General features: G+C 66.0%; 25 protein-coding genes and 4 tRNA genes. 13 read left to right on the top strand and 16 right to left on the bottom strand.

Annotated elements, in window-relative coordinates; genetic code table 11:
• Position 1: 1 nt before the first annotated feature.
• A complete protein-coding gene (locus tag G6N66_RS23445) occupies positions 2-871 on the top strand; it encodes an aminodeoxychorismate lyase (protein WP_139825378.1) in 870 nt (289 codons plus the stop codon).
• 270 nt (positions 872-1,141) lie between these two features.
• On the opposite strand, the gene G6N66_RS23440 is transcribed toward G6N66_RS23445, so the two are convergent.
• The 6 genes from G6N66_RS23440 to lmeA all read right to left on the bottom strand — a co-directional run bounded on the left by G6N66_RS23440 (position 1,142) and on the right by lmeA (position 5,005).
• Positions 1,142-1,747, bottom strand: a complete 606-nt coding sequence (locus G6N66_RS23440) for an FABP family protein (protein WP_085234683.1) — start codon at positions 1,745-1,747, stop codon at positions 1,142-1,144.
• 176 nt (positions 1,748-1,923) lie between these two features.
• Complete coding sequence (locus G6N66_RS23435; RefSeq protein WP_085234682.1) at positions 1,924-2,226, bottom strand: DUF1416 domain-containing protein; 303 nt, start codon at positions 2,224-2,226, stop codon at positions 1,924-1,926.
• Between the two features lies 1 nt (position 2,227).
• On the bottom strand, positions 2,228-3,061 hold the full coding sequence (locus G6N66_RS23430; protein ID WP_085234681.1) for a sulfurtransferase: 834 nt from the start codon (positions 3,059-3,061) through the stop codon (positions 2,228-2,230).
• 34 nt (positions 3,062-3,095) lie between these two features.
• On the bottom strand, positions 3,096-3,563 hold the full coding sequence (locus tag G6N66_RS23425; RefSeq protein ID WP_085234680.1) for a DUF4395 domain-containing protein: 468 nt from the start codon (positions 3,561-3,563) through the stop codon (positions 3,096-3,098).
• A gap of 216 nt (positions 3,564-3,779) precedes the next feature.
• Positions 3,780-4,211, bottom strand: coding sequence for a thioredoxin family protein (locus G6N66_RS23420; protein WP_085234679.1), 432 nt, complete (start codon positions 4,209-4,211; stop codon positions 3,780-3,782).
• Positions 4,208-5,005 carry a mannan chain length control protein LmeA gene (lmeA, locus tag G6N66_RS23415; RefSeq protein ID WP_276013800.1) on the bottom strand — a complete coding sequence of 266 codons (798 nt, stop codon included), beginning with the start codon at positions 5,003-5,005 and terminating at the stop codon, positions 4,208-4,210. The genes G6N66_RS23420 and lmeA overlap by 4 nt, the downstream gene beginning before the upstream one ends.
• 184 nt (positions 5,006-5,189) lie before the next feature.
• Between lmeA and G6N66_RS23410 the strand changes: the two genes are divergently transcribed.
• The 6 genes from G6N66_RS23410 (at position 5,190) to pstB (ending at position 10,997) form a co-directional block, all read left to right on the top strand.
• The gene (locus G6N66_RS23410; protein WP_085234678.1) at positions 5,190-5,978 is read left to right on the top strand and encodes a winged helix-turn-helix transcriptional regulator; all 789 of its coding nucleotides are present in this window, start codon (positions 5,190-5,192) and stop codon (positions 5,976-5,978) included.
• Positions 5,975-6,901, top strand: coding sequence for a mycothiol synthase (gene mshD / locus G6N66_RS23405; protein WP_085234677.1), 927 nt, complete (start codon positions 5,975-5,977; stop codon positions 6,899-6,901). Before G6N66_RS23410 ends, mshD begins: the two co-directional genes overlap by 4 nt.
• A 209-nt stretch (positions 6,902-7,110) precedes the next feature.
• Entirely contained in the window at positions 7,111-8,208 is a 1,098-nt protein-coding gene (pstS, locus tag G6N66_RS23400) for a phosphate ABC transporter substrate-binding protein PstS (RefSeq protein WP_232079552.1), read from the top strand.
• Between the two features lie 46 nt (positions 8,209-8,254).
• Positions 8,255-9,289 carry a phosphate ABC transporter permease subunit PstC gene (gene pstC / locus G6N66_RS23395; protein WP_085234676.1) on the top strand — a complete coding sequence of 345 codons (1,035 nt, stop codon included), beginning with the start codon at positions 8,255-8,257 and terminating at the stop codon, positions 9,287-9,289.
• Positions 9,286-10,200: a phosphate ABC transporter permease PstA gene (gene pstA, locus G6N66_RS23390; RefSeq protein WP_085234849.1), complete on the top strand. Its 915-nt coding sequence runs from the start codon at positions 9,286-9,288 to the stop codon at positions 10,198-10,200. Before pstC ends, pstA begins: the two co-directional genes overlap by 4 nt.
• 20 nt (positions 10,201-10,220) lie before the next feature.
• Complete coding sequence (gene pstB / locus G6N66_RS23385) at positions 10,221-10,997, top strand: phosphate ABC transporter ATP-binding protein PstB (RefSeq protein WP_163645907.1); 777 nt, start codon at positions 10,221-10,223, stop codon at positions 10,995-10,997.
• On the opposite strand, the gene phoU is transcribed toward pstB, so the two are convergent.
• The 5 genes from phoU to G6N66_RS23360 all read right to left on the bottom strand — a co-directional run bounded on the left by phoU (position 10,994) and on the right by G6N66_RS23360 (position 16,743).
• On the bottom strand, positions 10,994-11,662 hold the full coding sequence (phoU, locus tag G6N66_RS23380; protein ID WP_085234674.1) for a phosphate signaling complex protein PhoU: 669 nt from the start codon (positions 11,660-11,662) through the stop codon (positions 10,994-10,996). The genes pstB and phoU overlap by 4 nt on opposite strands.
• Before the next feature lie 60 nt (positions 11,663-11,722).
• Positions 11,723-13,672 (bottom strand): LCP family protein, encoded by a 1,950-nt coding sequence (locus G6N66_RS23375; protein ID WP_085234673.1) that lies wholly within the window; start codon positions 13,670-13,672, stop codon positions 11,723-11,725.
• Positions 13,673-13,867: 195 nt separating this feature from the next.
• On the bottom strand, positions 13,868-15,001 hold the full coding sequence (gene dusB / locus G6N66_RS23370) for a tRNA dihydrouridine synthase DusB (protein WP_085234672.1): 1,134 nt from the start codon (positions 14,999-15,001) through the stop codon (positions 13,868-13,870).
• A 7-nt stretch (positions 15,002-15,008) separates the two neighbouring features.
• Positions 15,009-16,031, bottom strand: a complete 1,023-nt coding sequence (locus tag G6N66_RS23365; protein ID WP_085234671.1) for an acyl-ACP desaturase — start codon at positions 16,029-16,031, stop codon at positions 15,009-15,011.
• Between the two features lie 100 nt (positions 16,032-16,131).
• Positions 16,132-16,743: a TetR/AcrR family transcriptional regulator gene (locus tag G6N66_RS23360; RefSeq protein ID WP_085234670.1), complete on the bottom strand. Its 612-nt coding sequence runs from the start codon at positions 16,741-16,743 to the stop codon at positions 16,132-16,134.
• Between the two features lie 60 nt (positions 16,744-16,803).
• Between G6N66_RS23360 and G6N66_RS23355 the strand changes: the two genes are divergently transcribed.
• Positions 16,804-17,841 carry an oxygenase MpaB family protein gene (locus G6N66_RS23355; protein WP_085234669.1) on the top strand — a complete coding sequence of 346 codons (1,038 nt, stop codon included), beginning with the start codon at positions 16,804-16,806 and terminating at the stop codon, positions 17,839-17,841.
• 59 nt (positions 17,842-17,900) lie between these two features.
• On the opposite strand, the gene G6N66_RS23350 is transcribed toward G6N66_RS23355, so the two are convergent.
• Positions 17,901-18,281, bottom strand: a complete 381-nt coding sequence (locus G6N66_RS23350) for an ArsR/SmtB family transcription factor (RefSeq protein WP_085234668.1) — start codon at positions 18,279-18,281, stop codon at positions 17,901-17,903.
• Positions 18,282-18,437: 156 nt separating this feature from the next.
• On the opposite strand from G6N66_RS23350, the gene G6N66_RS23345 reads away from it, so the two are divergent.
• Positions 18,438-19,337, top strand: coding sequence for a class I SAM-dependent methyltransferase (locus G6N66_RS23345; protein ID WP_085234848.1), 900 nt, complete (start codon positions 18,438-18,440; stop codon positions 19,335-19,337).
• An 8-nt stretch (positions 19,338-19,345) separates the two neighbouring features.
• On the opposite strand, the gene G6N66_RS23340 is transcribed toward G6N66_RS23345, so the two are convergent.
• The 4 genes from G6N66_RS23340 to G6N66_RS23325 all read right to left on the bottom strand — a co-directional run bounded on the left by G6N66_RS23340 (position 19,346) and on the right by G6N66_RS23325 (position 22,163).
• Entirely contained in the window at positions 19,346-20,191 is an 846-nt protein-coding gene (locus tag G6N66_RS23340; RefSeq protein ID WP_085234667.1) for a TIGR04255 family protein, read from the bottom strand.
• A 175-nt stretch (positions 20,192-20,366) separates the two neighbouring features.
• Positions 20,367-20,442: transfer RNA gene (locus G6N66_RS23335), tRNA-Lys, on the bottom strand.
• A gap of 173 nt (positions 20,443-20,615) precedes the next feature.
• Entirely contained in the window at positions 20,616-21,272 is a 657-nt protein-coding gene (locus G6N66_RS23330) for a DUF998 domain-containing protein (protein ID WP_085234666.1), read from the bottom strand.
• Between the two features lie 6 nt (positions 21,273-21,278).
• The gene (locus G6N66_RS23325; RefSeq protein WP_085234665.1) at positions 21,279-22,163 is read right to left on the bottom strand and encodes an SDR family oxidoreductase; all 885 of its coding nucleotides are present in this window, start codon (positions 22,161-22,163) and stop codon (positions 21,279-21,281) included.
• 167 nt (positions 22,164-22,330) lie between these two features.
• Here G6N66_RS23325 and G6N66_RS23320 point away from each other — a divergent pair, with 167 nt between their 5' ends.
• The 4 genes from G6N66_RS23320 to G6N66_RS23305 all read left to right on the top strand — a co-directional run bounded on the left by G6N66_RS23320 (position 22,331) and on the right by G6N66_RS23305 (position 23,800).
• On the top strand, positions 22,331-23,218 hold the full coding sequence (locus tag G6N66_RS23320; protein ID WP_085234664.1) for a LysR family transcriptional regulator: 888 nt from the start codon (positions 22,331-22,333) through the stop codon (positions 23,216-23,218).
• A gap of 291 nt (positions 23,219-23,509) precedes the next feature.
• Positions 23,510-23,582 (top strand) — tRNA-Glu (locus G6N66_RS23315).
• Between the two features lie 38 nt (positions 23,583-23,620).
• Positions 23,621-23,697, top strand: a tRNA-Asp gene (locus G6N66_RS23310).
• Positions 23,698-23,723: 26 nt separating this feature from the next.
• Positions 23,724-23,800 (top strand) — tRNA-Phe (locus G6N66_RS23305).
• The last annotated feature ends 17 nt before the right edge of the window (positions 23,801-23,817 follow it).

Here is a 23,817-nt window from a genome sequence, read left to right as displayed (position 1 = left end):
GGTGATCGTCACGCTGGACGGTGACATACACGAGCCGGGGACACCGCTGGTGCACCCCGATGACCTTGCCGTGGTTCGCGGCGACGGCATCTTCGAGACGCTGTTGGTTCGCGACGGCGGGGCGTGTCTGGTCGAGCCGCACCTACAGCGGCTGACCCAGTCGGCCAAGGCGATGGAGCTGCCCGCCCCGGACCTGCCCAGTTGGCGGCGCGCGATCGAAGTGGCCGCGAAACAGTGGTGTGAGGGCAGCGGCGACGAAGGCGCGCTGCGGTTGATCTACAGTCGCGGGCGCGAAAGCGGCTCGGCGCCAACGGCATACGTGATGGTCACCCCGGTGCCCGAGCGCGTCGCCGCGGTCCGCCGAGACGGACTGGCGGCGGTGACGCTGGATCGCGGGCTGCCCGCCGTCGGGGCGGACGCGATGCCCTGGCTGCTGGCCGGCGCCAAGACGCTGTCGTATGCGGTCAACATGGCCGCGCTGCGGCACGCCGCGCGACACGGCGCCGGCGACGTCATCTTTGTCAGCTCGGACGGCTACGTTCTGGAGGGCCCACGCTCGACGGTGGTGATCGCCACCGACTCGCACGACGCCGACAGCGATCTCTGCCTGCTGACGCCGCCACCCTGGTATCCGATATTGCGCGGAACCACCCAACAGGCGCTCTTCGAGGTGGCCCGCACCAAGGGCTACGACTGCGACTACCGCGCCTTGCGCGTCGCCGATCTTTATGACGCGCAAGGGATCTGGCTGGTCTCGAGCATGACGCTGGCCGCCCGCGTACACACCCTCGACGGACGGCGACTGCCTCGCTCGCCAATCGCCAAGGAATTCGCCGAACTGGTCGACGCAGCGATCGTCAGCGACCGCTGAGCCTCGACGGGCGCGGGTAATCCGGTTGTGATGCGGCGTGACTGCGGGTACTTTCGGCCGTACACAAGGAAGGAGGTGGTCCGCGAAATTGTTAGCTTCATGGACATGTGAGGTGGCTACGCGCTAGCTGCACCGGCTCGGAAGAGCTAGCGATTGTGCGCTGGCGAATTCCCCGTAGCCACCCGGCCCCCGAGCTTCCGGTTTTGTCCGACCAGGAGCCACGCTCGGGGGCCGTTCCATGTCACGGGCCTCGGCGCGAAAACCCCGCCGCTAGCCGGCGAATCGAGACAGCCGCGCCGACAGATGCGGCACCAGCCCGCCGTCGGCGTCGACGCGCTCCTCCACGTAGGCCAAATCGCCCTCCACGATGCCGTAGAGCCGCTTGGCGCCACCGACCAACACGCCAGATCTGCTGCGCGCCAAGGCATCCGTGACCAACTCCCACGACGACTGGGTGCGTGGCCGGCCATAGAACAATTCGACGTAGCCGGCCGAGTGCGCCAACAGCAACTCGATCGCCTGAGACTCGGTGGGATCGTCCGGATCGTTGACGAACCGCCAAAAGCCGGCCTCGCGCAGGCCGGGTTGCCGGTAGTCGCCGGTGTCGCTGAGTCGCCAGGACCGGGCTTCCCAATTCAGGTAGTCGCTGCCGTCGTGCGAGACCACGATCTGCTGGCCGAACCGGTAGTCGCCGTCGGCGCCGCGGCCTTCGCCTTCGCCACGCCACACGCCGACCAGGGGCAGCAACGCGAGCAGCGCGTCGTTGAGGTTGGCGCCCTCGCGCAGGTTCGCGGTGTCGGCGGGAACTGGAAGATCGTCGAACGCCGGGATATTACGTCCCGCGGTCACCTTGGCCCGCTCGGCGGCGGCAGCCATCGCACGGTCGCCAGAGTCTTCGGTTTCAGAGCTCACGATTCGTCGGTGATGAGCCTGTAGAGCGTGTACAGCGCAAACCACGAGATGACCACCACCGACACGACCAGCATGATCTCGAAGAAGAGCACCACGGCAGCAAGTCTATTCGCCTTCGGTCGCCGGTGGCGGCTGGCGGGTCAGGCGATCTTGACGTCGACCTCGTGGATGCCCGCACCCGAAGGCGCCACGACCGCATCGCCGTTGCCGGACGCCGACAACGCGCGCAGCGTCCACGACCCCGGTGCGGCGAAGAACCGAAAGTCACCGGTGGCCGACGCGACGACCTCCGCGGTGAACTCGTCGGACGAGTCGAGCAGCCGGACGAACGCGCCCCCCACGGCCTCGCCGTCGCGGTCCACCACCCGGCCGGTGATCACCGTTTCCTTCTCCAGGTCCACGCTGGCGGGCAACGTCAGTCCTTGCTTAGGTCCTGAGCACATATCAGTTTCCCAACTCGATCGGGGCACCCACCAGGGAGCCGTATTCCGTCCAACTGCCGTCGTAGTTCTTGACGTTTTGATGTCCGAGGAGTTCCTGCAGGACGAACCAGGTGTGCGACGAACGTTCCCCGATTCGGCAATAGGCAATCGTTTCTTTCTCGCCGTCCAGGCCGGCGTTTGCGTACAGCGTGGCCAGCTCCTCGTTCGACTTGAAGGTGCCGTCCTCGTTGGCGGCCTTGCTCCACGGAACATTGATCGCGCCGGGGATATGCCCGGGCCGCTGGCTCTGTTCCTGCGGCAGGTGGGCGGGCGCGAGGATCTTGCCGGAGAACTCGTCCGGGGAGCGCACGTCGACCAGGTTTTTGACGCCGATCGCGGCGATGACCTCGTCGCGGAACGCGCGGATCCTGTTGTCCGGCGGGGCCGCGGTGTAGGAAGTCGCGGGCCTGGTGACCGAGTCGGTGGACAGCGGGCGGCCGTCGAGCAGCCACTTCTTGCGGCCCCCGTCGAGCAGCCTGACGTCTTCATGGCCGTACAGCTTGAAATACCAGTACGCGTAGGCGGCGAACCAGTTGTTGTTGCCCCCGTAGAGAATCACGGTGTCGTCGTTGGCGACGCCCTTGTCGGACAGCAGTTTGGAGAACTGTTGGGCGTCGACGAAGTCGCGCTTGACCGGGTCCTGCAAATCAGTGCGCCAGTCCAGCTTGATCGCGCCGGCGATGTGGCCGTCGTCGTAAGCGCTGGTGTCCTCGTCGACTTCGACAAAGACGACGTTGGCGGCGTCGAGATTGCTCTCAGCCCAGTCGGCGGATACCAGGACGTCCGAGCGTGCCATGGTGGGGATCCTTTCGGTTGCTTCTGATGAATTTCTAAGCGGGGGCGCGCTGGAAGCGGGCGACCAGCGGATAGAGCTGACAGCCCAGGCAGATGCCGAACGCCGCGTTCAGGAACGCGGCCACCAGCGCGGCCGCGGTGGCGATCACGCCGACCAAGAACGCCCCGCCGGCGAAGCCCGCGGTGCCGACGACGGCGAAGAGCAGGCCGACCAGTTGGGCGAACTTCAGGGGCGGCACCGGTTCGCGCTCCTTGACCGGCCCGACCCGCGGTGCCACCAGGGTGGCGAACACCCGGCCATAGGGATGCCGGCGCGGCCCGGCTGCGGCGCCGACGGCAAAGACCACGGCTTGCAAGCCCAAGATGACAGCGGCCGCCGGCGGGCTGACCGCCGACACCAGCAGCGTGATCACCAAGACGGCCGTGGTGACCCAGGCGGTGAACCTGGGTCCCCGAACGTCGACAACATCCGGTCGGATGGTTGCGGTGTTACTGCTCGACACGGGGCTACTCCTAGATATTCCTGCTGCACGGAAGGGTGGAGGCACGCCACGGTAGGGACCGAAGCTGCTCCGAGGCCTGCGCTAAGCGCGCGGCTACTCAGCAGCTACAGCAACAACAACAACCCGCGATGCGGCACAGCTCGGCTGTGCGGCGGCTGGCGAGCAGAGGCTCGATGCGGGTTGACACGACGGACAGCTTACCTAACGACACGGTGATCAAGCCAACAGCGGTTCCAGGGCCGATCGCAGGTCCGCGGATTTGGGGACGCCGGAGGCGCGGAACCGCTGTTGTCCGTTGACGTCGAAGATCAACGTGGTGGGCAGCGACAGCACCGAGAAGCGGCGCGCGGCCGCCGGGTTGGCATCCAGGTCGATCTCGACGTGAGCGACAGGAGATCCTGGGTCGCCCAGGTCCGCGCACACCTCGCCGACCACTCGGCGGACCCGGTCACACGGTCCGCACCAGGGGGCGCTGAAATGCACGACGGTCGGTCCGGTGCGGGAAAGACCTAGGTCCCCGGTGTCGGGGCCGGTGTCGGGGCCCGCCGGCTCGATCGCCCGGAGGCTTCCGGAGCGGCGGGTCAGCCACCATCCGAGCAGGCCTGCTATCACCCCCGCGACGACGAGCGCGACCAGTACGGCAGTCACGACTGCTTGAACGCGTCGAGCGCGATACTTACTCCCCCGGTGACGCCTTCGATGATGACGTCGGAGCCGCGCGCGCCCTCACTGGTCGGCGCTACCCCGAACGGCAGCCTCTGATTGGGCAGCCTGGCGGTAAACGCGCGCAGCACCGCGTCCCGCTTGTCGTCGGGGACGGCCTGGTTGGCGGTGTCGGGTCCGGTCAGGACGGCGGTCGGAGTGAACACCAGGGTGGCCTGGTCATCGGGCGCGATGGCCAGGTCCACCGAGACGCTCACGCGGTGGTCGAAATGGGCCGACTTCGGTGTGCCGCTGAACACCAGCCCGTGGCTGCTGGAGATGCCCGACTCGGTGGTGCCGCCGGTGGCGTTGTTCGTTTCGGCGGGCGGCGCCTCCACCATCAGGTCGCTGATGCCCAGGTAGCGGCCCAGGTGCATGGAATCGATGATGATGCGGCTCTCCAGCCTGCGGACCGGAAGCTTGGCGTCGGGCCTGATCAGCCAGGACGCGTAGGCCAGGTCGATGGAATACATGGTGGCTTCCAGCGTGGCCTTGCCCACCTCCGCGTGCTCGACGGCGTTGGCCTTGATTTCCAATTCGCTGTAGCGGCCGCGCAGGGCCTGCGGGATGAACGGGAAGGCCAGGATGGCGACGAACGGGTCCGATCCCAGGCGTGCCGCTTTGCGGACGTTGCACGACAACCGGTATTCGGCGTAGATGCTGGTTCCGTAGTCGACGGCAACAGCGGTGAGGGCCACGGCGATCACCGCTGCGACCAGACCGATCAGCACCCTGCGCATCCGCACATTGTGGCCCACCGCGGTGCGAGTGGTCCGTCGCGGATGCCCGGTGGCGGGGCTCACACTGTTCGACTCACAGCGCCTAATGCCTGGTGGCAAGTTATCGTTAGATGTCCTGGTAACAAACGCAACGCGGCGTGAGCAAATTGGGGAATGGGATTCCCCCGGAGGCTGGAGGGGGTCGTTGGAGCTACTACTGCTGACCTCGGAGCTGCATCCCGATCCGGTCTTGCCGTCATTGTCGCTGCTTCCGCACACGGTCCGGACGGCCCCGGCGGAGCCGTCCTCGTTGCTCGAGGCCGGAACCGCGGACGCGGTGCTGGTCGACGCGCGCCACGATCTATCGTCCGCGCGCGGCCTGTGCCGCCTGTTGAGCACGGCGGGGCGTTCAGTGCCGGTCCTGGCGGTGGTGAGCGAGGGCGGGCTAGTGGCGGTCAGCGCCGACTGGGGCCTGGACGAGATCCTGCTGCCCTTTACCGGGCCGGCCGAGGTCGACGCACGGCTGCGGCTGGTCGTCGGTCGCCGCGGCGGGCTGGCCGACCAGGAGAGCGCGGGCAAGGTCAGCCTGGGCGAGCTGGTGATCGACGAAGGCACCTACACGGCGCGGTTGCGGGGCCGCCCGCTCGACCTCACCTACAAAGAGTTCGAGCTGCTGAAGTACCTGGCCCAGCATGCCGGTCGGGTATTCACCCGGGCGCAATTGCTGCACGAGGTGTGGGGTTATGACTTCTTCGGCGGCACCCGAACGGTGGATGTGCACGTGCGACGGCTGCGGGCAAAACTCGGCCCCGAGCACGAGGCGTTGATCGGCACGGTGCGCAACGTGGGCTACAAGGCGGTCCGCCCGGCACGCGGCCGAGCGCCGATCTCCGGGTCCGACGATGAAGGAGCCGACCGAGCCGACCAAGCCGCCGAAGCCGACGGCCACGACGAGGTTCGGGATCCGCTGGTCGATCCTTTGCGCAGTCAGTGAACCTTCCGGTCTGGCGCTCCGCGCTGACCACCGAAGAGCAGCGGCAGGTGCGTGAACTCATCTCTGCGGCAACCGAATTCGACGGGGTAGCCCCCGTCGGCGAGCAGGTGCTGCGCGAACTCGGCCACGAACGCACCGAGCATCTACTGGTCGGCTATCCGGGACGAGACGACGGAGTCGCCGGTTATCTCAATCTGAGCAGTGACCCGGATGCCCGCATGGCCGAGTTGGTGGTGCATCCGCACGCCCGCCGCGGCGGCATCGGCGCGGCGATGGCGCGCGCCGCTTTGGCCAAGACCGCGGGACAAAACCGGTTCTGGGCGCACGGCACGCTACCGCCGGCCGAGGCGACCGCGTCCGCGTTGGGTCTGGTCCCGGTCCGGAAACTGGTCCAGATGCGGCGCTCGCTGCGCGGGGTGCCCGAACCCCGGATCCCCGCTGGCGTGCGGATCCGGACCTACGCCGGGACGACCGATGACGCCGAGCTGCTGCGGGTCAACAATGCGGCATTCGCCTACCACCCGGAACAGGGCGGGTGGACCGCGGCCCAGCTGCAGGAGCGCCGCGCCGAACCGTGGTTCGACCCCGCGGGGTTGTTTATGGCGTTCGACGCGAGCGCCGAAGACGAGCGGCTGCTGGGCTTCCACTGGACGAAGGTGCATCCCGACCAGGCAGGCTTGGGCGAGGTGTATGTCGTGGGTGTCGATCCCTCGGCGCAGGGCCGGGGCCTGGGGCAGGCGTTGACGGCGGTGGGTATCGCGTCGTTGGCGCAGCGGCTGGCACGCGCCGACGAACCCACCGTGATGCTCTACGTGGAATCGGACAACGTCGCCGCGGTGCGGACCTATGAGAGCCTCGGCTTCTCCACCTTCAGCGTCGACACCGCCTATCAGCGTGCTGCGACGGCCCGCGCCGAGACCTGACCGACGCGCGTACTTGCCCGCGGTCTGCTGTTCACACCATGTTCACCGGATGGGCGTGCTCGTGATCGCCGCCGGAGCATACTTGCCGGGTGAGCTGGCAACCGTCGTTCAGGACCTCGTCTAGCGAGGAGGACGTTGCGGCAATCCGCCGAGACTGCGCCGAGAAAGTGAGCTAGGTGAGGCGCAGCGTGGGTAGGACGTCGGCCGCAGTGGTGTCGGTGATCACCACTTTCGCGGTGTCCAGCGGAGTCCTGGCGGCCTGCGGCAGCGACGACAACCGCGCCGCCTCCACCGCGGCCGTTTCGGGAATGCCGGCCGGCGCCGTGCCCTGCGGCGGCAAAGCCGCACTGACGGCCGAGGGGTCGACCGCTCAACAGAACGCGATCGCATTGTTCAACCGCCTGTGGGGACAGTCCTGCCCGGGCAAGAACGTCTCGTACAACCCCACCGGGTCGGGGGCTGGCCGCGCGCAATTCGTTGCCGGCCACGTCGATTTCGCCGGGTCGGAAACGCCTTTGGCGGCGGACCAGCTCGCGTTGGCCGCCAACCGCTGTCACGGGAACCCGGCCTGGGACCTGCCACTGGTATTCGGACCCATCGCATTGGTCTATAACCTGCCTAACGTCGCGACCTTGGTCGTCAACAGCGACGTGTTGGCCAAAATCTTCACCGGCGCGATCACGTCGTGGAGTGATCCGATGCTCGTGGCGCTTAACCCGGGCGTTGCCCTGCCGGACACCAGGATCATGCCGATCTACCGCACGGATTCCGCTGGTACCACTGACAACCTGCAGCGGTATCTGACCGCCGACGCACCACAGAGCTGGACCAAGGGGACCGGCACCGAGTTTCAAGGCGGCTTCGGCGAAGGAGCAGTCAAATCAGCCGGTGTGACTCAGGCCGTGCACGCCACGCCGGGAGCAATCGGATATGTCGAGAAGGGCTTCGCGGATCAGGCCCACCTGCCCTTCGCCCGGATCGACACCGGCAGTGGAGGAGTGCCGCTGACCGAGGACACCACGAGCAATGCTGTCGGCCTGGTCAACTTCGTGGCCGGCGGCAACGATCTCGTGCTGGATCTGAACGCGGTATATAGCTCCCGGGATCCGCATGTCTACCCGTTGGTGACCGCCACCTACGAGCTCGTCTGTTCGGCGGGGTACGACCCGGACACCTCCGCGGCGATGCAGTCCTTCCTCAGCGTGGCCACCAATAACGGTCAGACCGATGTCGCATCGGTCGGCTACATTCCGTTGCCCGATAAAGTCAAGGGGCGTTTGGTGAGCGCGATCAACGCAATGCGGTAGCCGATTTGGTCCAGCGCGACAGTGACGGGATCCCAGTGACTGCAAAATGACAAAGTCAAACCCAGCCGACTCGGGTTCGGGTGCGGTCGCCGCGCGCTTTCGGGAACCGCCGGTGGTACCCCTAAGCCCATGGGGGGCAAGCCGGCCGCGACTGGGGGATCGCATATTTCGCAGGCTGTCGGAGGGCTCCGGTGTCCTGATGATCGTGCTGATCACCGCGATCGGTGCGTTCTTGCTGTACCGTGCGGTACCCGCGCTGCAGCGCAATCAAGTGAATTTTTTCACCTACGGCGGCAAGTGGGTCACCACGAACACCACGGCGATGCGATTCGGAATCTTCAATCTGTTGCAGGTGACCGTGCTGGTGTCGGCCTTTGCATTGGTCCTCGCGATGCCGATCGCCCTGGGTGTTGCCATATTTATTACGCAGTACGCACCGCGGCGTATCGCTGGGTTGCTGGCGTACGTGGTCGATCTACTCGCCGCGGTCCCCTCGATCATCTACGGCGTATGGGGGCTGTACGTTCTCGCACCGCAGCTGCGGCCCGTCGCAACCTGGCTCAACCACACCATGGGGTGGTGCTTTCTGTTCGCCGATGGCAACGCGTCGACGGCCGGCGGTGGCACCATCTTCACCGGCGGGATCGTGTTGGCTGTGATGATCCTGCCGATCATTACCGCGGTCACCCGAGAAGTCTTTATGCAGACCCCGCAAGACCAGATCGAGGCCGCGCTGGCGCTGGGTGCCACCCGATGGGAAGTCGTCAAGACGACCGTGCTGCCATTCGGGAAATCCGGATACTTCAGCGGCGCGATGCTGGGTCTGGGCCGAGCCTTGGGTGAGACCGTTGCGCTGCTGATCATTCTGCGCGGCACACAGACGGCGTTCGGCTGGTCGTTGTTCGACGGGGGCTCGACCTTCGCGACCCAAATCGTGGGCACCGCATCGGAATTCAACGATATATATAAGGCCGGCGCCTACCTCGCCGCCGGACTGGTGCTTTTCCTATTCACCTTTGTGGTCGATTCGGTGGCGCGCGCCGCGCTTTCCGGAACCGGAGTCCGATGGGGCGCCCGATGACCTCAATCCTGGATCGGCCCCTGAAGCCACGGAAGCTCTCCGGACTTGGCTCGCGTCGTCGAATGGCAAACACCGTAGCGACCTTGTTGGTCGCGCTGTCGACAATGATCGCCTTGGCGCCTTTGGTTTTGGTCCTGTACTCGGTGATCGCGAAGGGGTTTAAGGCGATCGTGTCCAGCGCGTGGTGGACACATTCGCAGGCGGGTATGACGGCGTTCGTGGCCGGCGGCGGCGCGTATCACGCGATCGTCGGTACGCTGCTGCAGGGGTGCGTATGCGCCGCGATCTCCGTCCCGATTGGTCTCATGGTCGCGGTGTATCTGGTGGAATACGGCGGCGGCACCCTGCTCGGCAGGCTAGTCAGCTTCGTGGTGGATATCCTTGCCGGTGTGCCCTCGATCGTCGCCGCGTTGTTCATTTACGCGGTGTGGGTGGCGACGCTCGGGCTGCCCCGTTCCCAATTCGCGGTGTCGCTGGCGCTGGTGCTGTTGATGCTGCCGGTGATCGTGCGCGCGACCGAAGAGATGCTGCGGATCGTTCCGGCAGATCTGCGCGAGGCCAGTTACGCGTTGGGGATTCCGAAGTGGAAAACCATTGCCCGAGTGGTCATGCCGACCGAATTGCCCGGCATCATCACCGGTGTGATGCTGGCGTTGGCCAGGGTGATGGGCGAAACGGCTCCACTGTTCATCCTGGTCGGCTATTCGCAGGCAATCAACTTCGACATCTTCACCGGGTTCATGGGGTCGCTGCCCGGCATGATGTATGACCAGACCTCGGTGGGCGCCGGCGCCAATCCGATTCCCACGGATCGGTTGTGGGGTGCCGCGCTGACGCTGATCCTGCTGATCGCGATCATCAACGTGGGCGCCAGGGTGGTCGTGAAAGTCTTCGCTCCCAAGCAGACCTAAAAGTCGTAGACAGGAAACTAGTGGCTAAGCGGTTGGATCTCAAGGGTGTCAACATCTATTACGGTGCCTTTCAAGCGGTTTCGGATGTGACATTGTCCATCCTGCCGCGCAGCGTTACGGCGTTCATTGGCGCGTCGGGCTGCGGCAAGACGACCGTGCTGCGCACCTTGAACCGGATGCACGAGGTCGTCCCCGGTGCCCGGGTGGAAGGCACCGTGTTGCTCGACGACGAAAACATCTATGCTCCCGGCATCGACCCGGTCGGCGTGCGCCGGGCGGTTGGGATGGTCTTTCAGCGACCGAACCCGTTCCCCGCCATGTCGATTCGCGACAACGTGGTCGCAGGCCTGCGATTGCAGGGCGTGCGCAACCGCAAGCTGCTCGATGAAACCGCCGAAATCTCACTGCGCGGCGCGAACCTGTGGGACGAGGTCAAGGATCGGTTGGACCGGCCCGGCGGGGGGCTCTCCGGCGGGCAGCAGCAGCGGTTGTGTATCGCGCGCGCCATCGCCGTGCAACCCGATGTGTTGCTGATGGACGAGCCGTGTTCGTCGCTGGACCCGATCTCGACGATGGCCATCGAAGACCTGATCGGTGAATTGAAGCAGGCGTACACCATCGTCATCGTCACCCATAACATGCAGCAGGCCGCGCGGGTCAGCGACCAGACCGCGTTCTTCAACCTGGAAGCCGTTGGGAAACCGGGCCGCTTGGTCGAGATCGACGACACGGAGAAGATCTTTTCCAACCCGAGCCAGAAAGCAACCGAGGACTACATCTCCGGGCGCTTCGGCTAACCCGCGGGTGAACTCGTCTCGTCCTCGGGGAACTTGCCGGTCGCCTGGAAGATGACCCGCCGCGCCACTTCGACGGCGTGGTCGGCAAAGCGTTCGTAGAACCGGCCGAGCAACGTCACGTCGACGGCGGCCGCCACGCCGTGCTTCCATTCGCGGTCCATCAGCACCGAGAACAAATGCCGGTGCAGATCGTCCATCGCGTCGTCTTCCTCGCGGATCCGGGCGGCCTTCTCCGGGTCGCGGGAGAACACCACCTCTTGCGCGCTATTGCCCAATTCGACTGCGACTCTGCCCATTTCGGCAAAGTACCCGTTGACCTCTTCGGGCAGCACGTGCTGGGGGTGGCGGCGGCGGGCGATTTTGGCGACATGCAGTGCCAGTGCGCCCATCCGATCGATGTCGGCCACCATCTGGATGGCGCTCACGATCGCCCTGAGGTCGCCAGCGACCGGCGCCTGCAGGGCCAGTAAGACGAAGGCGCTCTCCTCGGCGCGCGCGCTGCGGGTCGCAATCTCCTCGTGATCGGAGATTACCTGTTCTGCCAGCACCAGATCGGCCTGCAACAGGGCTTGGGTGGCCCGTTCCATGGCCATGCCCGCCAGCCCGCACATTTCGCCGAGCTGCTCCGATAATTCGGCGAGTTGCTCATGGTATGCGGCCCGCATGTGATCTAGCCTACGTTCTCGCCGTGGCGAAAGTCGGCCGGGATGGTCCCCGCCGCCGAGTCACTCGCAGCTGGTGTCGGCGGCATTGGTGACGGTCAAGTCTTCGGGCAGCTTGGTGGCGGCGGTACTGGCGCTGCGGTCGATCTGCACACTGATCGACGAGCCGCTCGGCGGCGGGGCGGTCACCGAGTTGAAATCCGGGCCGAGCACCACCTGAACTGTTTGTCCAATGCCGTTGACCCGCGCGATCTTTGCGTTGGCGAAGGCCGACGCCACGGTGGCGGCCGCGCGCTCGTTGCCGGGCGAGAAGAACACCGTCGTCGCATTCAGCGAATTCGGATAGTCGTCCGGCGTCATCACGTTGAACCCGTTGTGCTTGAGCTGGCTGGTCGCGGTGGCGGCTAGGCCGGTTTGACCGGTGCCGTTGGAGACCTGCACCGTGATGTCGCCCGGCGAGGTTGTCGTCAGCTGCTCACGGCGAATGTCGGGGGTCGCGCCCGGGGGCTTCCTGGTGCTGGACGGTGGGCCGGTGGGCGTGGCCGTCGGGCCCGAGGCCTTCGAGGTCGCCAAACTCTGGGCGTTGTGATCGTTTTCGAGCGGCAGCGGATCGTCGTTGATGATCGCGGCGAAAAGCGCCTTCATGTCGGCGGTGCGCGGAGGCTCGTCGCCGTTCTGGTCGGTCACGCCCGTCGGCACGGTGACGAACGTGATGTGCCCGGCAGCCACGCCGTGCAGGGATTGGCCGAGCTGGACCAGGTCTCTGGTCTTGACGTTGTCGACGTAGCTGTTGCCGATGAACATGTTCACGACGTTGTTGAGCTTGTTGGGGTTGAGCAGGGTGTCCTCGGAGATCAGCGAGCGCAGCAGCGAGGACAGGAACAATTGCTGGCGTTTGATCCGGCCGTAGTCACCGTTGTTCTCGGTGGTGACTTGGCGGGCCCGCACGTAGTTCAGCGCCGTCGTCCCGTTGATCACCTGGTGTCCGGAATGTTCGAGCACCGTACCCAATTCGTAGTCCCGCAGTGGAGTGGTGCTGCACACCTCCACGCCGCCGAGCGCCTCCACCATCCGCGCGAAGCCGACGAAGTCTACGGCGATGAAGCGGTTAATGCTCAGGCCGGAAAGCTTCTGGATCTCCTTCACCAAGCACTTCGGACCGCCGAAGGAGAACGTCGAGTTCAACTTGGTCTCGGTATAGACCATCCGCGGACCGAACTTTCCGGTCTTCTGGTCGTAGATGGGCCCGTACTTCCCGGTCTCGGGGTTCCACGCCTCACATTGCATCGGGGTGATCGCCAGGTCGCGGGGGAAGGACACCACCACCACGCGTTTGCGGTTCGCCGGGATGTTCACCAGCATCACGGTGTCCGAGCGTGTTCCGTCGGCGACGTCGGTGTCACCGGCGCCCATGTCGGCGTTGGCCCCGGCGCGCGAGTCCATACCGACGACCAGGAAATCCTCATCGCCGTACTGGCCGTTGGGATCGACGATGTCGCGCGAGTTCGGATCCAGCGCGTTAATCGTGTTCAGGCGGTTGTTCGTCGACGTACTCCACTGCCATGCACCGCCGGTGAGCGTCAGCGCCAGCACGGCGAACACTGCCGCCAGCGAGCGCGCGGCCAGCAACACCGGTCGACGGCCGCGCTTGGCCTCGCGCGTCGGCTGGTGCTGCGCCTCGGCATCGAGATCGTTGGGGTAGTGCGCCGCGCCGAGGTCGGGGAGCTCGGAGACGAGTTCGAACGAGTACGCCGGGGTCTCGATGACCTGGGTGTCTTGCAGGTCGATGGGCAGGTCGGGAGTCTCATCGTCAGCACGATGGTGGCTGTGCCGGGTGGCGGTCGGGGCGCCGATTTTCGCGATTAGGTCGGCGACACTGAGCGCGCCGTCGGCGTGACTTCCGCGCTCGCCGGCCCGGTCCTCGACGGGCGGATCGGCCGGTGCGGAAAACCGTTCCCAGGGGGCGGACGCGCGCGGCGGATCGGGAGTGGCGTCTTTGTCGCCGTCACTCATGTCTCAGCGGCCTCCGAGATACTCACGCAACTCTTCGCGGAAGGTCAGTGTTGTCCGTGCCCACGCCTCACTGCGGGACGCGCCGTATATGTAGCCCTCGTGTGCGGTGGGATCAACCGTTCCGCGACGAGCCATACGGACGGCCCATATCGTACTGAGTTCTTGACGCGATCGCGATTTCGAGAGGGTTTCGGTTCAGCCACCCGAATGCATGACGTCGGCTCCGGCCGGCACCGTGCAATCATCCGGGTCGGCCAGCCAGCCGTCGGGCAGAGCCACGCGGGCAGGTGAACCCTGCCGACCGCGCGGCCCGGTCGCGGCTTCCGGGAATGGGACCGCTCCGTCGAGTTGGTTCAGCAGGCCGTCGAGCTGGTCCAGCGTCTTGACCAGCGCCAGCGCCCGCCGCAACTCGGACCCCGCCGGGAAGCCGTGCAGGTACCAGGCGATGTGCTTGCGGATGTCGCGCATCCCGCGGTCCTCCCCGAAGTGCGCGGTCAGCAGCGCGCCGTGCCGACGCACGATGTCGGCCACCTCGCCGAGGGTGGGCGGGGTGGGGGGCGGGTTGCCGGTGAACGCGGCCGACAGCTCGGCGAACAGCCACGGCCGCCCCAGGCAGCCCCGGCCGATGACGACGCCGTCGCACCCGGTGGTGGCCATCATGGCCAGCGCGTCGTGGGGGTCGTAGATGTCCCCGTTGCCGAGCACCGGGATGGTGCGTACGTGCTGCTTGAGCTGGGCGATCTGTTCCCAATCGGCGGTGCCGGAATAGCGCTGCGCGGCCGTGCGGGCGTGCAGCGCGACCGCGGCGGCGCCCTCGGACTCGGCGATGCGCCCGGCGTCCAGATGGGTGTGGTGCTCGTCGTCGATGCCGACGCGGAACTTGACCGTGACCGGTATTCCGGCGCCCTCGGTCGCGCGGACCGCGGCGGCCACGATCTGGCCGAATAGCCGACGCTTGTACGGCAGCGCCGCCCCGCCGCCCCGCTTGGTGACCTTGGGCACCGGACAGCCGAAATTCATGTCGATGTGATCGGCCAAGCCTTCGTCGGCGATCATCCGGGCGGCCGCATAGGTGGTGGCGGGGTCGACGGTGTAGAGCTGCAGCGAGCGCGGCGACTCGTCGGGCCCGAACGTCGTCATGTGCATCGTGACCGCGTGCCGCTCGACCAGCGCCCGCGCGGTCACCATCTCGCAGACGTATAGGCCGCTGACGGTGCCGACCTTCGATTGTTCGAGTTCACGACACAGCGTCCGGAACGCGACATTGGTCACGCCGGCCATGGGTGCCAGCACGACGGGGCTGGCGAGCGTGATCGGGCCGATCTGCAAGGCAGTACTACCGGCGGCTCATCACTAGCTTGCCGGCGGTTTGATGCAGCTCGTGTGCGGTGACCTTCTTGCCGGTACGGGCTTCCCGGTCGAGTTGGCGCTGCTTGGACACCTCGAACTTGTCGCAGGCCTCCTCGAGTTCCTTGATCAGCAGGGCAAGGTCGTCGCGCAGCGCGGCCGCCTCGCCGGTGAAGTCCTCGCGCTCGAAAATGCGCCACTTCTTCATCACCGGCATGACGACATCGTCGAGGTGGATGCGGGGGTCGTACACCCCGCCGACGGCGATGAAGACGGCCTTGCGGCGAAACTCGGGGACCTGGAAGCCGGGCATCTGGAAATTGCGCAGCACCTTGTGCAGCGACCTCATCGCCTGGTTCGGTGCCGCCGCGAACCCCGCCTCGCTGACATCCCGGTAGAAGATCATGTGCAGGTTCTCGTCGGCCGAGATCTTGGCCAGCAGTTGGTCGGCGACCGTCTCGTTGCAGGCCTTGCCGGTGTTGCGGTGCGAAATTCGCGTCGCCAGCTCCTGGAACGTGACGTAGATGATCGAGTCGAACAGGCTCTCGGCGAACAGGTCGGCTCGAACCTGGTGGTTCTGGCCCGGGCTGAAGCCCCGGTTGACCACCTCGAGGCGGAGTTTTTCCAGCTCGACCGGGTCGACGGCGCGGGTCACCACCAGGTAGTCGCGCAGCGCGATCCCGTGCCGGTTCTCCTCGGCGGTCCAGCGGTTGACCCACTGGCCCCAGGGACCGTCCAGGCCGAAGTTCATCGCGATCTCGCGGTGGTACGACGGCAGGTTGTCTTCGGTCATCAGGTTTTGCACCATCGCCACCTGGGCGAGGTCAGACAGCTTGCTCTGCTCGGGGCTCCAATCCTGGCCGCCGAGCGCGTAGAAGTTTTTGCCGTCCGACCACGGGATGTAGTCGTGCGGGTTCCAGTCTTTGTGCATGCTCTCGTGCCGGTTCAGGTACTTCTCGACGACCGGTTCGAGCTCTTGCAACAGCTGTAGGTTTGTCAGCTCAGCTGACATGGCCCCTCCAGTTATCTGTGTCTACGGGTTGCAGTCAATATATCTGTGTACTTCAGTAGCATCAAGTTTCAACTGCGGCGCGGCAGGCACCAATCGCGTCTCAATCGCGCAGCGGCGGCAGGCTGGGGACGTAGCTGTTGGCGGTGCTCATCAGCATCCCGACGCAGTAGTCGATGAATTGCTTGCGGGTGGCCCCCAACCGTCCGTTCAGGTATGCGATGAACAGGCTCGTCAGCCCGCCGATCAGGCTGGTGGCGATCATTTTCTGCAGCACCGGGTCGTCGATCCGGGACAGCTTGCGTTGCAGTAGCTCGATGAAATTGGGCATCCACTCGGCCCCCGACCGGGTCAGCACGGGTTCGACCGTGGGCGCCAGCAGCAGCACGCGCCCGCGGGCCGGGTCGTCGACCATCAACTCGACAAATTGCTCGACGGCCTCCGCGGGCGTTTGCGCCGACACCAGGGTGGCCATGGCCCGGGTGCAGACGTCGTCGTAGACGGCCCGCACGAATTCGTCGCGGTCGGAGAAGCTCTCGTAGAAGTAGCGTTCGGTCAGCGCGGCCTTGCGGCACACCGCGCGCACGGTCATCGCCGGCCCGCCGGCCTCGCCGAGCAATTGCACGCCGGCGGCGATGAGGTGTTCTCGTCGTAGCGCGAGGCGATTCTCGAGCGGGACGCCGGACCAACGGCTCCGTCGTTGACCGGACGGCACTGCACTCCCTAAGCTCAATATTGACAACGCATGTAGTCAGATTCCCTAGGAAAACGACCAGTGACTCAAGATACGTCGGCGGCGTGCCCGCTGACCAGCACCAAAGCCGACAGCGACTCGACCGGCGCCGCCGAGCCGGGGGTGGCGGGCGGGTGCCCGGTCTCGCCGCTGGGCTACGACACGCCGCCGGTCCCGCTCGGTCCGGATTCGCTCACGTGGCGCTACTTCGGCGATTGGCGCGGCATGTTGCAGGGGCCCTGGGCGGGATCCATGCAGAACATGCACCCGCAGCTGGGCGCGGCGGTCGAGCAGCACTCGACGTTCTTCCGTGAACGCTGGCCGCGGCTGATGCGCTCGCTGTATCCGATCGGCGGTGTCGTTTTCGACGGCGACCGGGCGCCGACGACGGGCGCGGAGGTGCGCGACTACCACACCACGATCAAGGGCACCGACGCGCAAGGCCGCCGGTATCACGCGCTGAACCCCGACGTCTTCTACTGGGCGCACGCCACGTTTTTCGTCGGCACCATCCATGTCGCCGAGCGGTTCTGCGGCGGCCTGACCGAAGACCAGAAGCGCCAGCTGTTCGACGAACACATCGAGTGGTATCGCATGTACGGCATGAGCATGCGGCCGGTGCCGGCATCCTGGGAGGAATTCCAGGACTACTGGGATCACATGTGCCGCAACGTGTTGGAGAACAACTTCGCGGCACGCGCGGTACTCGATCTGACCGAACTTGGCCCACCGCCGTTCGCCTCCTGGGTGCCGGATCGGCTGTGGGCCGCGCAGCGCCGATTGCTGGCCCCGTTCTTCGTGTGGCTCACCGTCGGGCTCTACGATCCGCCGGTGCGTGAGCTGATGGGCTACCGGTGGTCGCGCCGCGACGAATGGCTGCACCGCCGTTTCGGCAATATTGTCCGGCTGGTCTTCGCCCTCGTTCCGCGCCGGTATCAGAAGCATCCGCGGGCCCGCGCCGGCTGGGATCGCGCCGTCGGGCGGATCCCGGCCGATGCCCCGCTGGTGCAGACGCCCGCGCGCAATCTGCCGCCGCTGGACGAGCGGGACAACCCGATGCACTACTGCCCTAAGGTCTAGCCCGATCCTGGGCTCGCCCGTCAGGCGTGGCTGTGCGCCGTTTTCAATAAACGCGAAATCTATTGCGGCTCAGGAAGATTCACGGCCTTCAGCCCGCCCTCGGCGCGGTGATGACGGGGAACCCCGGGACCCGCATGCTCGGCGTTGAAGACGGCATCGGTGACGAGCTGGCGCACGTGATCGTTTTCCAGGCTGTAGAAAATGGTGGTCCCGTCGCGCCGGGTGCGGACCAGGCGGGCCATCCGCAGCTTGGCCAAGTGTTGGGACACCGACGGCGCGGGCTTGCCGACGTGCTCGGCGAGTTCGTTGACCGACATCTCGCGATGCGTCAGCGACCAGAGCACCTGCACGCGGGTGGCGTCGGCCAGCATTCGGAAAACCTCGACCACCAGACCGGCCTGGTCGTCGGGCAACCGCCCTTCGCTATTACCTGCATGCATGCGCAAATAATAGCGGGCGCGGCCGGAGCGCTGTCACATGCGAGTTGAGCCGGGCGAAGTCCGTCACAGCTGCGGGTTGGCCCGGCGTTGAGGGCTCCGTGCTGTGGTATTAACTAGACAACCTATATTTATCCGGATTTCACGGGGGGGATGGCGATGGCGCGCTCCGATAGTGATCGCTGGGATCTCGCGTCGAGCGTCGGGGCGACGGCGACCATGGTGGCCGCGCAGCGGGCGCTGTCCACCGAGCACCAGTTCATCGATGATCCCTACGCCGCCCCGTTGGTACGTGCCGTCGGAATTGACGTCTATGTCCGGCTGGTGAACGGCCAGATTCCCGTCGGTGGGGATTCCGAATTCGATCCGCACCGGATGGCGCGAGGGATGGCCGTGCGCACCCGGTTCTATGACGACTTCTTCCTCGAGGCGACCCGGAGCGGCATCGGCCAGGCGGTAATCCTCGCATCGGGTCTCGACGCGCGCGCCTACCGCCTGCCGTGGCCGGCGGACACCGTGGTCTACGAGGTCGACATGCCCGAGGTGATCGAGTTCAAGACCCTCACCCTGGCTGATCTCGGTGCGGAGCCGACGGCCGAGCGGCGCACCGTCGCGATCGATTTGCGCGACGACTGGGCCGCGGCGCTGCGGGCCGCCGGCTTCGACCCGACGGCTCCCGCGGCGTGGAGCGCCGAGGGATTGCTGGTTTACCTTCCCGACGACGCCCAGGACGCGCTGTTCGACAACATCACCGCGCTGAGTGCCCCCGGCAGTCGGCTCGCCTTCGAATTCGTGCCCGACACCGCGGCTTTCGCGGACCCGCGGTGGCGCGCACACCATGATCGGATGAGCGAACTCGGATTCGAGGTCGATTTCAACGACCTGGTGTACCACGGCCAGCGCAGCCATATCGTCGACTATCTGAAGCAGCGCGGGTGGCAGGTTTCGCCGCGAACGGTGGCGGAGTTGCACGCCGCGAACGGCTTCACCTACGCCGACGACGACGTCGCCAGGGCCTTCGCCGACATCACCTATTGCAACGCGGTGCTTGGGCGCTAAGCCAGGGCCTATTGACGGAGCAGGTCGTCCTTCATGCGGTTGGTGAGCATCTCCTGAAAGACCGACCGGGCCGGGTCGTAGAGGGCCGCATAGGTCGAGAGCAGCTCGTCCCGATGGTATTCGGGAATGGAGCCCACCGGCGTCCAGAAGCTGTCGATGTCCATCAGGAAGTAGGGGCCGGGTTGGGCCGGGGTGACGCGGCGCAGGTGGTAGTTCGCGTCGAGCGCCTGACCGAAGCCGGGGCCGTAGCGGACCACGAGCGACCTGCCGGGCTGTGGCTCGCGGTACACCGCGGCACCCTGCCATTCGGTGAGGAACAGGCCAGCGGGCGCCAGGCGCTGCGGCCCGAGCAGTGGCTCGGCGATCCAGTTGCCCCACTCGACGCGGCCGTCGACCCCCACGGGGACGCGGATCTCGAGGACATAGCGCAGGCCGATGCGCTCAACCCCGACCAGGGACGAGACCTGCGCGCGAGCGTCCACGACCCGCATCGCGATGTCCCGCAGCGCCTCGAAGGTGGTGTAGTTGGTGGTCTCGATGACGATCGCTTGACTCTTGATGGATGCGGCCAAGGTGTTGTCGCGGTTGACGAAGCGGACAAAACGCTCTGCCGTCGGTGTCGGGGCGGCGCCGGGCGCGGCCATTCCCCAACTCATGTCCTGGGCCTGACGTTCGATCGGCAGGCTATCCGCGAGCAAGTGTTTGAGCTCTCGGTTGGTCGACTCGGTCAGCGAATCCGTTGCAGGATGACGGATTTCCATCGTCACCAATGCGACGGGCGCGGTGACCGACGGGGTGGGAGCGGCAACGGGCGGTGGGGTGTAGGCGTCGTCCTCGTTCATTTCGGGAAGCATAGCCAAGCCGCCGGACGACCGAACGGGCTGCCGTGGTCCCGGTCACGGGGAGCAGTCTCAGACCGGGATTAGTGCGCAAGCAAGCCGTCGCAGAAGCTGCCACGCGACGGCCGAAACGTTGTCGGACGTTGCCGAAGCTGACAGTCAAGCATCGGCCCAGGTGATACCTGATTTCTGGTGCCCCCACTAGGACTCGAACCTAGGACCTGCGGATTAAAAGTCCGTAGCTCTACCAACTGAGCTATAGGGGCTTGTGCTAACTGGCTGCGGGAATCGTCTCCGCCGTCTTCGGATCTGGTTCCGAATACCGGATATTACCGCAGTGCCAGATGGCTTTGTTCACGCTTCGGCGACCGCTGACAGGTCATCGTCAAGGAGATGCCCGTAGAGATCCAGGGTCATCGCCGCACGCCCAACATCTTCCTTACTGGTGTCGAGCTTTGAGCAGAAGTGAGATGCCGGTTACGACTTGCCACATGAAAAGCCCGTACATCGTGATCCGCTCCAAGGTCCCTCCCCCGGTGATCGTCCGCACCGCGGGAATGTAGACGAGCGCGAGGCCCGAGAGGATACCGCCAAATCCCAGGGCGGCGGACATGGCGCGATACCAGGCCGAGGCGCCTGCGCGTCCGCCGAGCACGCCGACCAAAGCGATGCCGATGGGACCGAATATGATCCCGTGCGCGCCGATCCAATGGATGGCCATCTCAACGGCATTCACCGACTGCTGATGAAACACGCCGGCGAGCACCATCCCGCTGCCGTGGATGATTCCGCATCCCAGGACGACGAAACGGGAGCGCCCACGAAAGAGGCGATACAGCAATGCCGTCGCGATCGCGAACAGGATGCCCTGGCTGACGAATCCCAGATTCATCACGACATGCCAGGGAGAGTTGACGGTGTGTTCGAAGACGAAGTCGTGCGGGACCGGATTGCCGAGATCGCTGATGTAATCGAATCGGTAGCTGTAGTTCGGGTCCGTCCATCGGTTGGCCGCGACGGCCTCGGCGCCGACGAACCCGATAGCGCCGATGATCAGAAAGAGCGCCCCGATAACGCTGCTTCGGGAAGTGGGCACGGGTGCTTACTCCTTGAAGTAATGGCCCTCTTCGAGATCCGCGATGAGGCCGGGACGTGAAGGGTGCCAGTCCATCCGGCTTTGGGTCAGCGCGCTCGACGCGCCCGTGTCCATCGCGAAGATCGCGCCGATGAAGCCGAAGTGATCGAAGGCCGTCTGTGCGGGAATGGAATTCACCGGCAGCCCCAGATGCCGGCCGATCACCTCCGCGATGTCGCGAACGGGTACGCCCTCGTCGCCGATCGCGTGCAGTCGCGCACCGGCGGAAGCATATTCCAGGGCCAACCGGAACAGCCGCGCGGCGTCGAGCCGGTGCACAGCGGACCAGCGGTTCGCACCATCGCCCGGGTAGACCGAAATGCCTTTGGCGCGAGCGGTATTGATGAGATGCGCGACGAAACCATGATCACCCTCGCCGTGCACCGACGGTGGTAGCCGCAGCACCGACACCCGCACCCCGCGCTCGGCGAATGGCAGCGCCGTTTGTTCGGACACGCGCGGAAGGTTCGGATTGACGGCGTCTTCTTCGGTGGCGAGCCGGCCCGGCGTGAGGGCGGCCATCCCCGACGCGACGACCAACGGCCGATCGGACCCCGCCAGCGCTTCCGCGATTGCTTCGATCGCGCGCCGATCCGCTTCGGCGGCGGCCGCGTAGTCGGAGAAGTCGTGGATGAACGCGGTGTGGATGACGCCGTCGGCCGCGGCGGCGCCGCGGCGCAGGGCGCCCAGGTCATCGAGTGCGCCGCGATGCACCTCGGCGCCGGCGCCGCGCAGCGCCGCGGCGGCCGCATCCGATCGGGCCAACCCGATTGCCTGGTGGCCGGCATCGGTGAGCTCGCGGACGACGGCCGAGCCGATGAATCCGGTTGCGCCGGTGACGAAGACACGCATGTGCGCTCCCCCTTGATGTAGCGGTGTTGCGGTGACTCCACGATGCGACCAACGGCCTAACCATGTCCAAGACCCGTTTCGAATGTCTCAATGCGATTTAGGCATCACCGCAGCTCATTCGGGGCTTTGACAGGTATCGGGGCCATGCCGGCCGGTACCATGCGGGTATGGGCGATGCGGTCGATCTTGACCTTCGGCTGGTGCGGTACTTCGTGGCGGTGGCCGACCACCGCCACTTCGGCCGCGCTGCCGCCGCATTGCGCGTTGCGCAGCCGTCGCTCAGCCGGCAGATCCGCCAACTCGAACACCAGCTCGGCGCGCGGCTGCTGGACCGTACACCGCAGGGCACCCGGCTCACCGGGGCCGGCGAGACATTCCTGCCGTCGGCCAAGGCGCTGCTGCGCTCGGCGGCCCGCGCCGCGGCGGAGACCCGGGCCGCCGCAGAGCCCAGCCGAATCACCATCGGCTACACGATGGGTCTGATCGTCACACCCGCGGTTCGAGAGATGCGCCGCGAGCACCCGGACGCCGAAGTGCAAGCCGTGCATGTGGATTGGAATCAGGCGCGTGACGCGCTGGTCGACCATCGGGTCGATGCGCTGGTGACGCGGCTGCCATTTCCGACCACTGGACTGCACGTCACGATCCTCTACGACGAGCCACGGGTGCTGGTGGTGCCGGTGGATCACCGCCTGGCCGGCAAGGAATCGGTCACCCTTGACGACATCGCCGGCGAACCGATGCCGCGGGTCCGGGACTCCGATCCCGCCTGGAGTGCTTACTGGCGTGTCGATCCGCGTCCCGACGGAACGCGCGCACCCGACGGCCCATTCATCGACGCGCCCCAAGACAAATTCGAAGTGATCGCCGCCGGCCAGGCGGTGGCGATTTCGGCCGGAGTTCATGCAAACGCGTTACGGCCCGACCTGACCACGATTCCCCTCGAGGGCGTCGAGCCCAGCCATGTCGTCGTCGCCACCCGCGCCGACGATCGCAGCCGATTGGTGGCGGCCTTCCGCAAGCTGGCCGAAACACACCTCACCCGTCCCGACTGAGGTGCTTTTAGACCCGCCCAGCTCCGACCAGCGCGACAATCCTTGTCGATGCAGGTAGGAGCGATATGTCCCGCATGCGCCGACGCCGGTCGCCGCGGCAAACACCCAGGTACACCGATTAAAAGTCCGTCGCTCTGCCAGCTAAGCTATCGGGGCCTTGAAGAGTGCAGCGTTAACCAGAATGCCGCGTCCGCAGCGATGCTCGTTTGAGGATTAGGCCCGGGGTGACCTAAGCTGGCGTGGCTCCCAACGGTAACCACGTTGCGACGACCCCGAAGAGATTCGGTTCTGGCCCCCTTCGTCTAGAGGCCTAGGACGCCGCCCTTTCAAGGCGGTAGCGCGGGTTCGAATCCCGTAGGGGGTACTTGCAACGCGGAGACGTGGAGCACAGCAGCACAGCAAGGCCCTGTGGCGCAGTTGGTTAGCGCGCCGCCCTGTCACGGCGGAGGTCGCGGGTTCAAGTCCCGTCAGGGTCGCCAATGCGGCGAGGCACACACTGCCTTCCGGCCAGGTAGCTCAGTCGGTATGAGCGTCCGCCTGAAAAGCGGAAGGTCGGCGGTTCGATCCCGCCCCTGGCCACCAGTCTTGAGCTGCACGGA

Source organism: Mycobacterium conspicuum (assembly GCF_010730195.1).
GTDB classification, from domain to species: Bacteria; Actinomycetota; Actinomycetes; order Mycobacteriales; family Mycobacteriaceae; genus Mycobacterium; species Mycobacterium conspicuum.
Note: the sequence above shows the minus strand (reverse complement) of the source record. Positions and strands in the feature narration are given on the sequence as shown.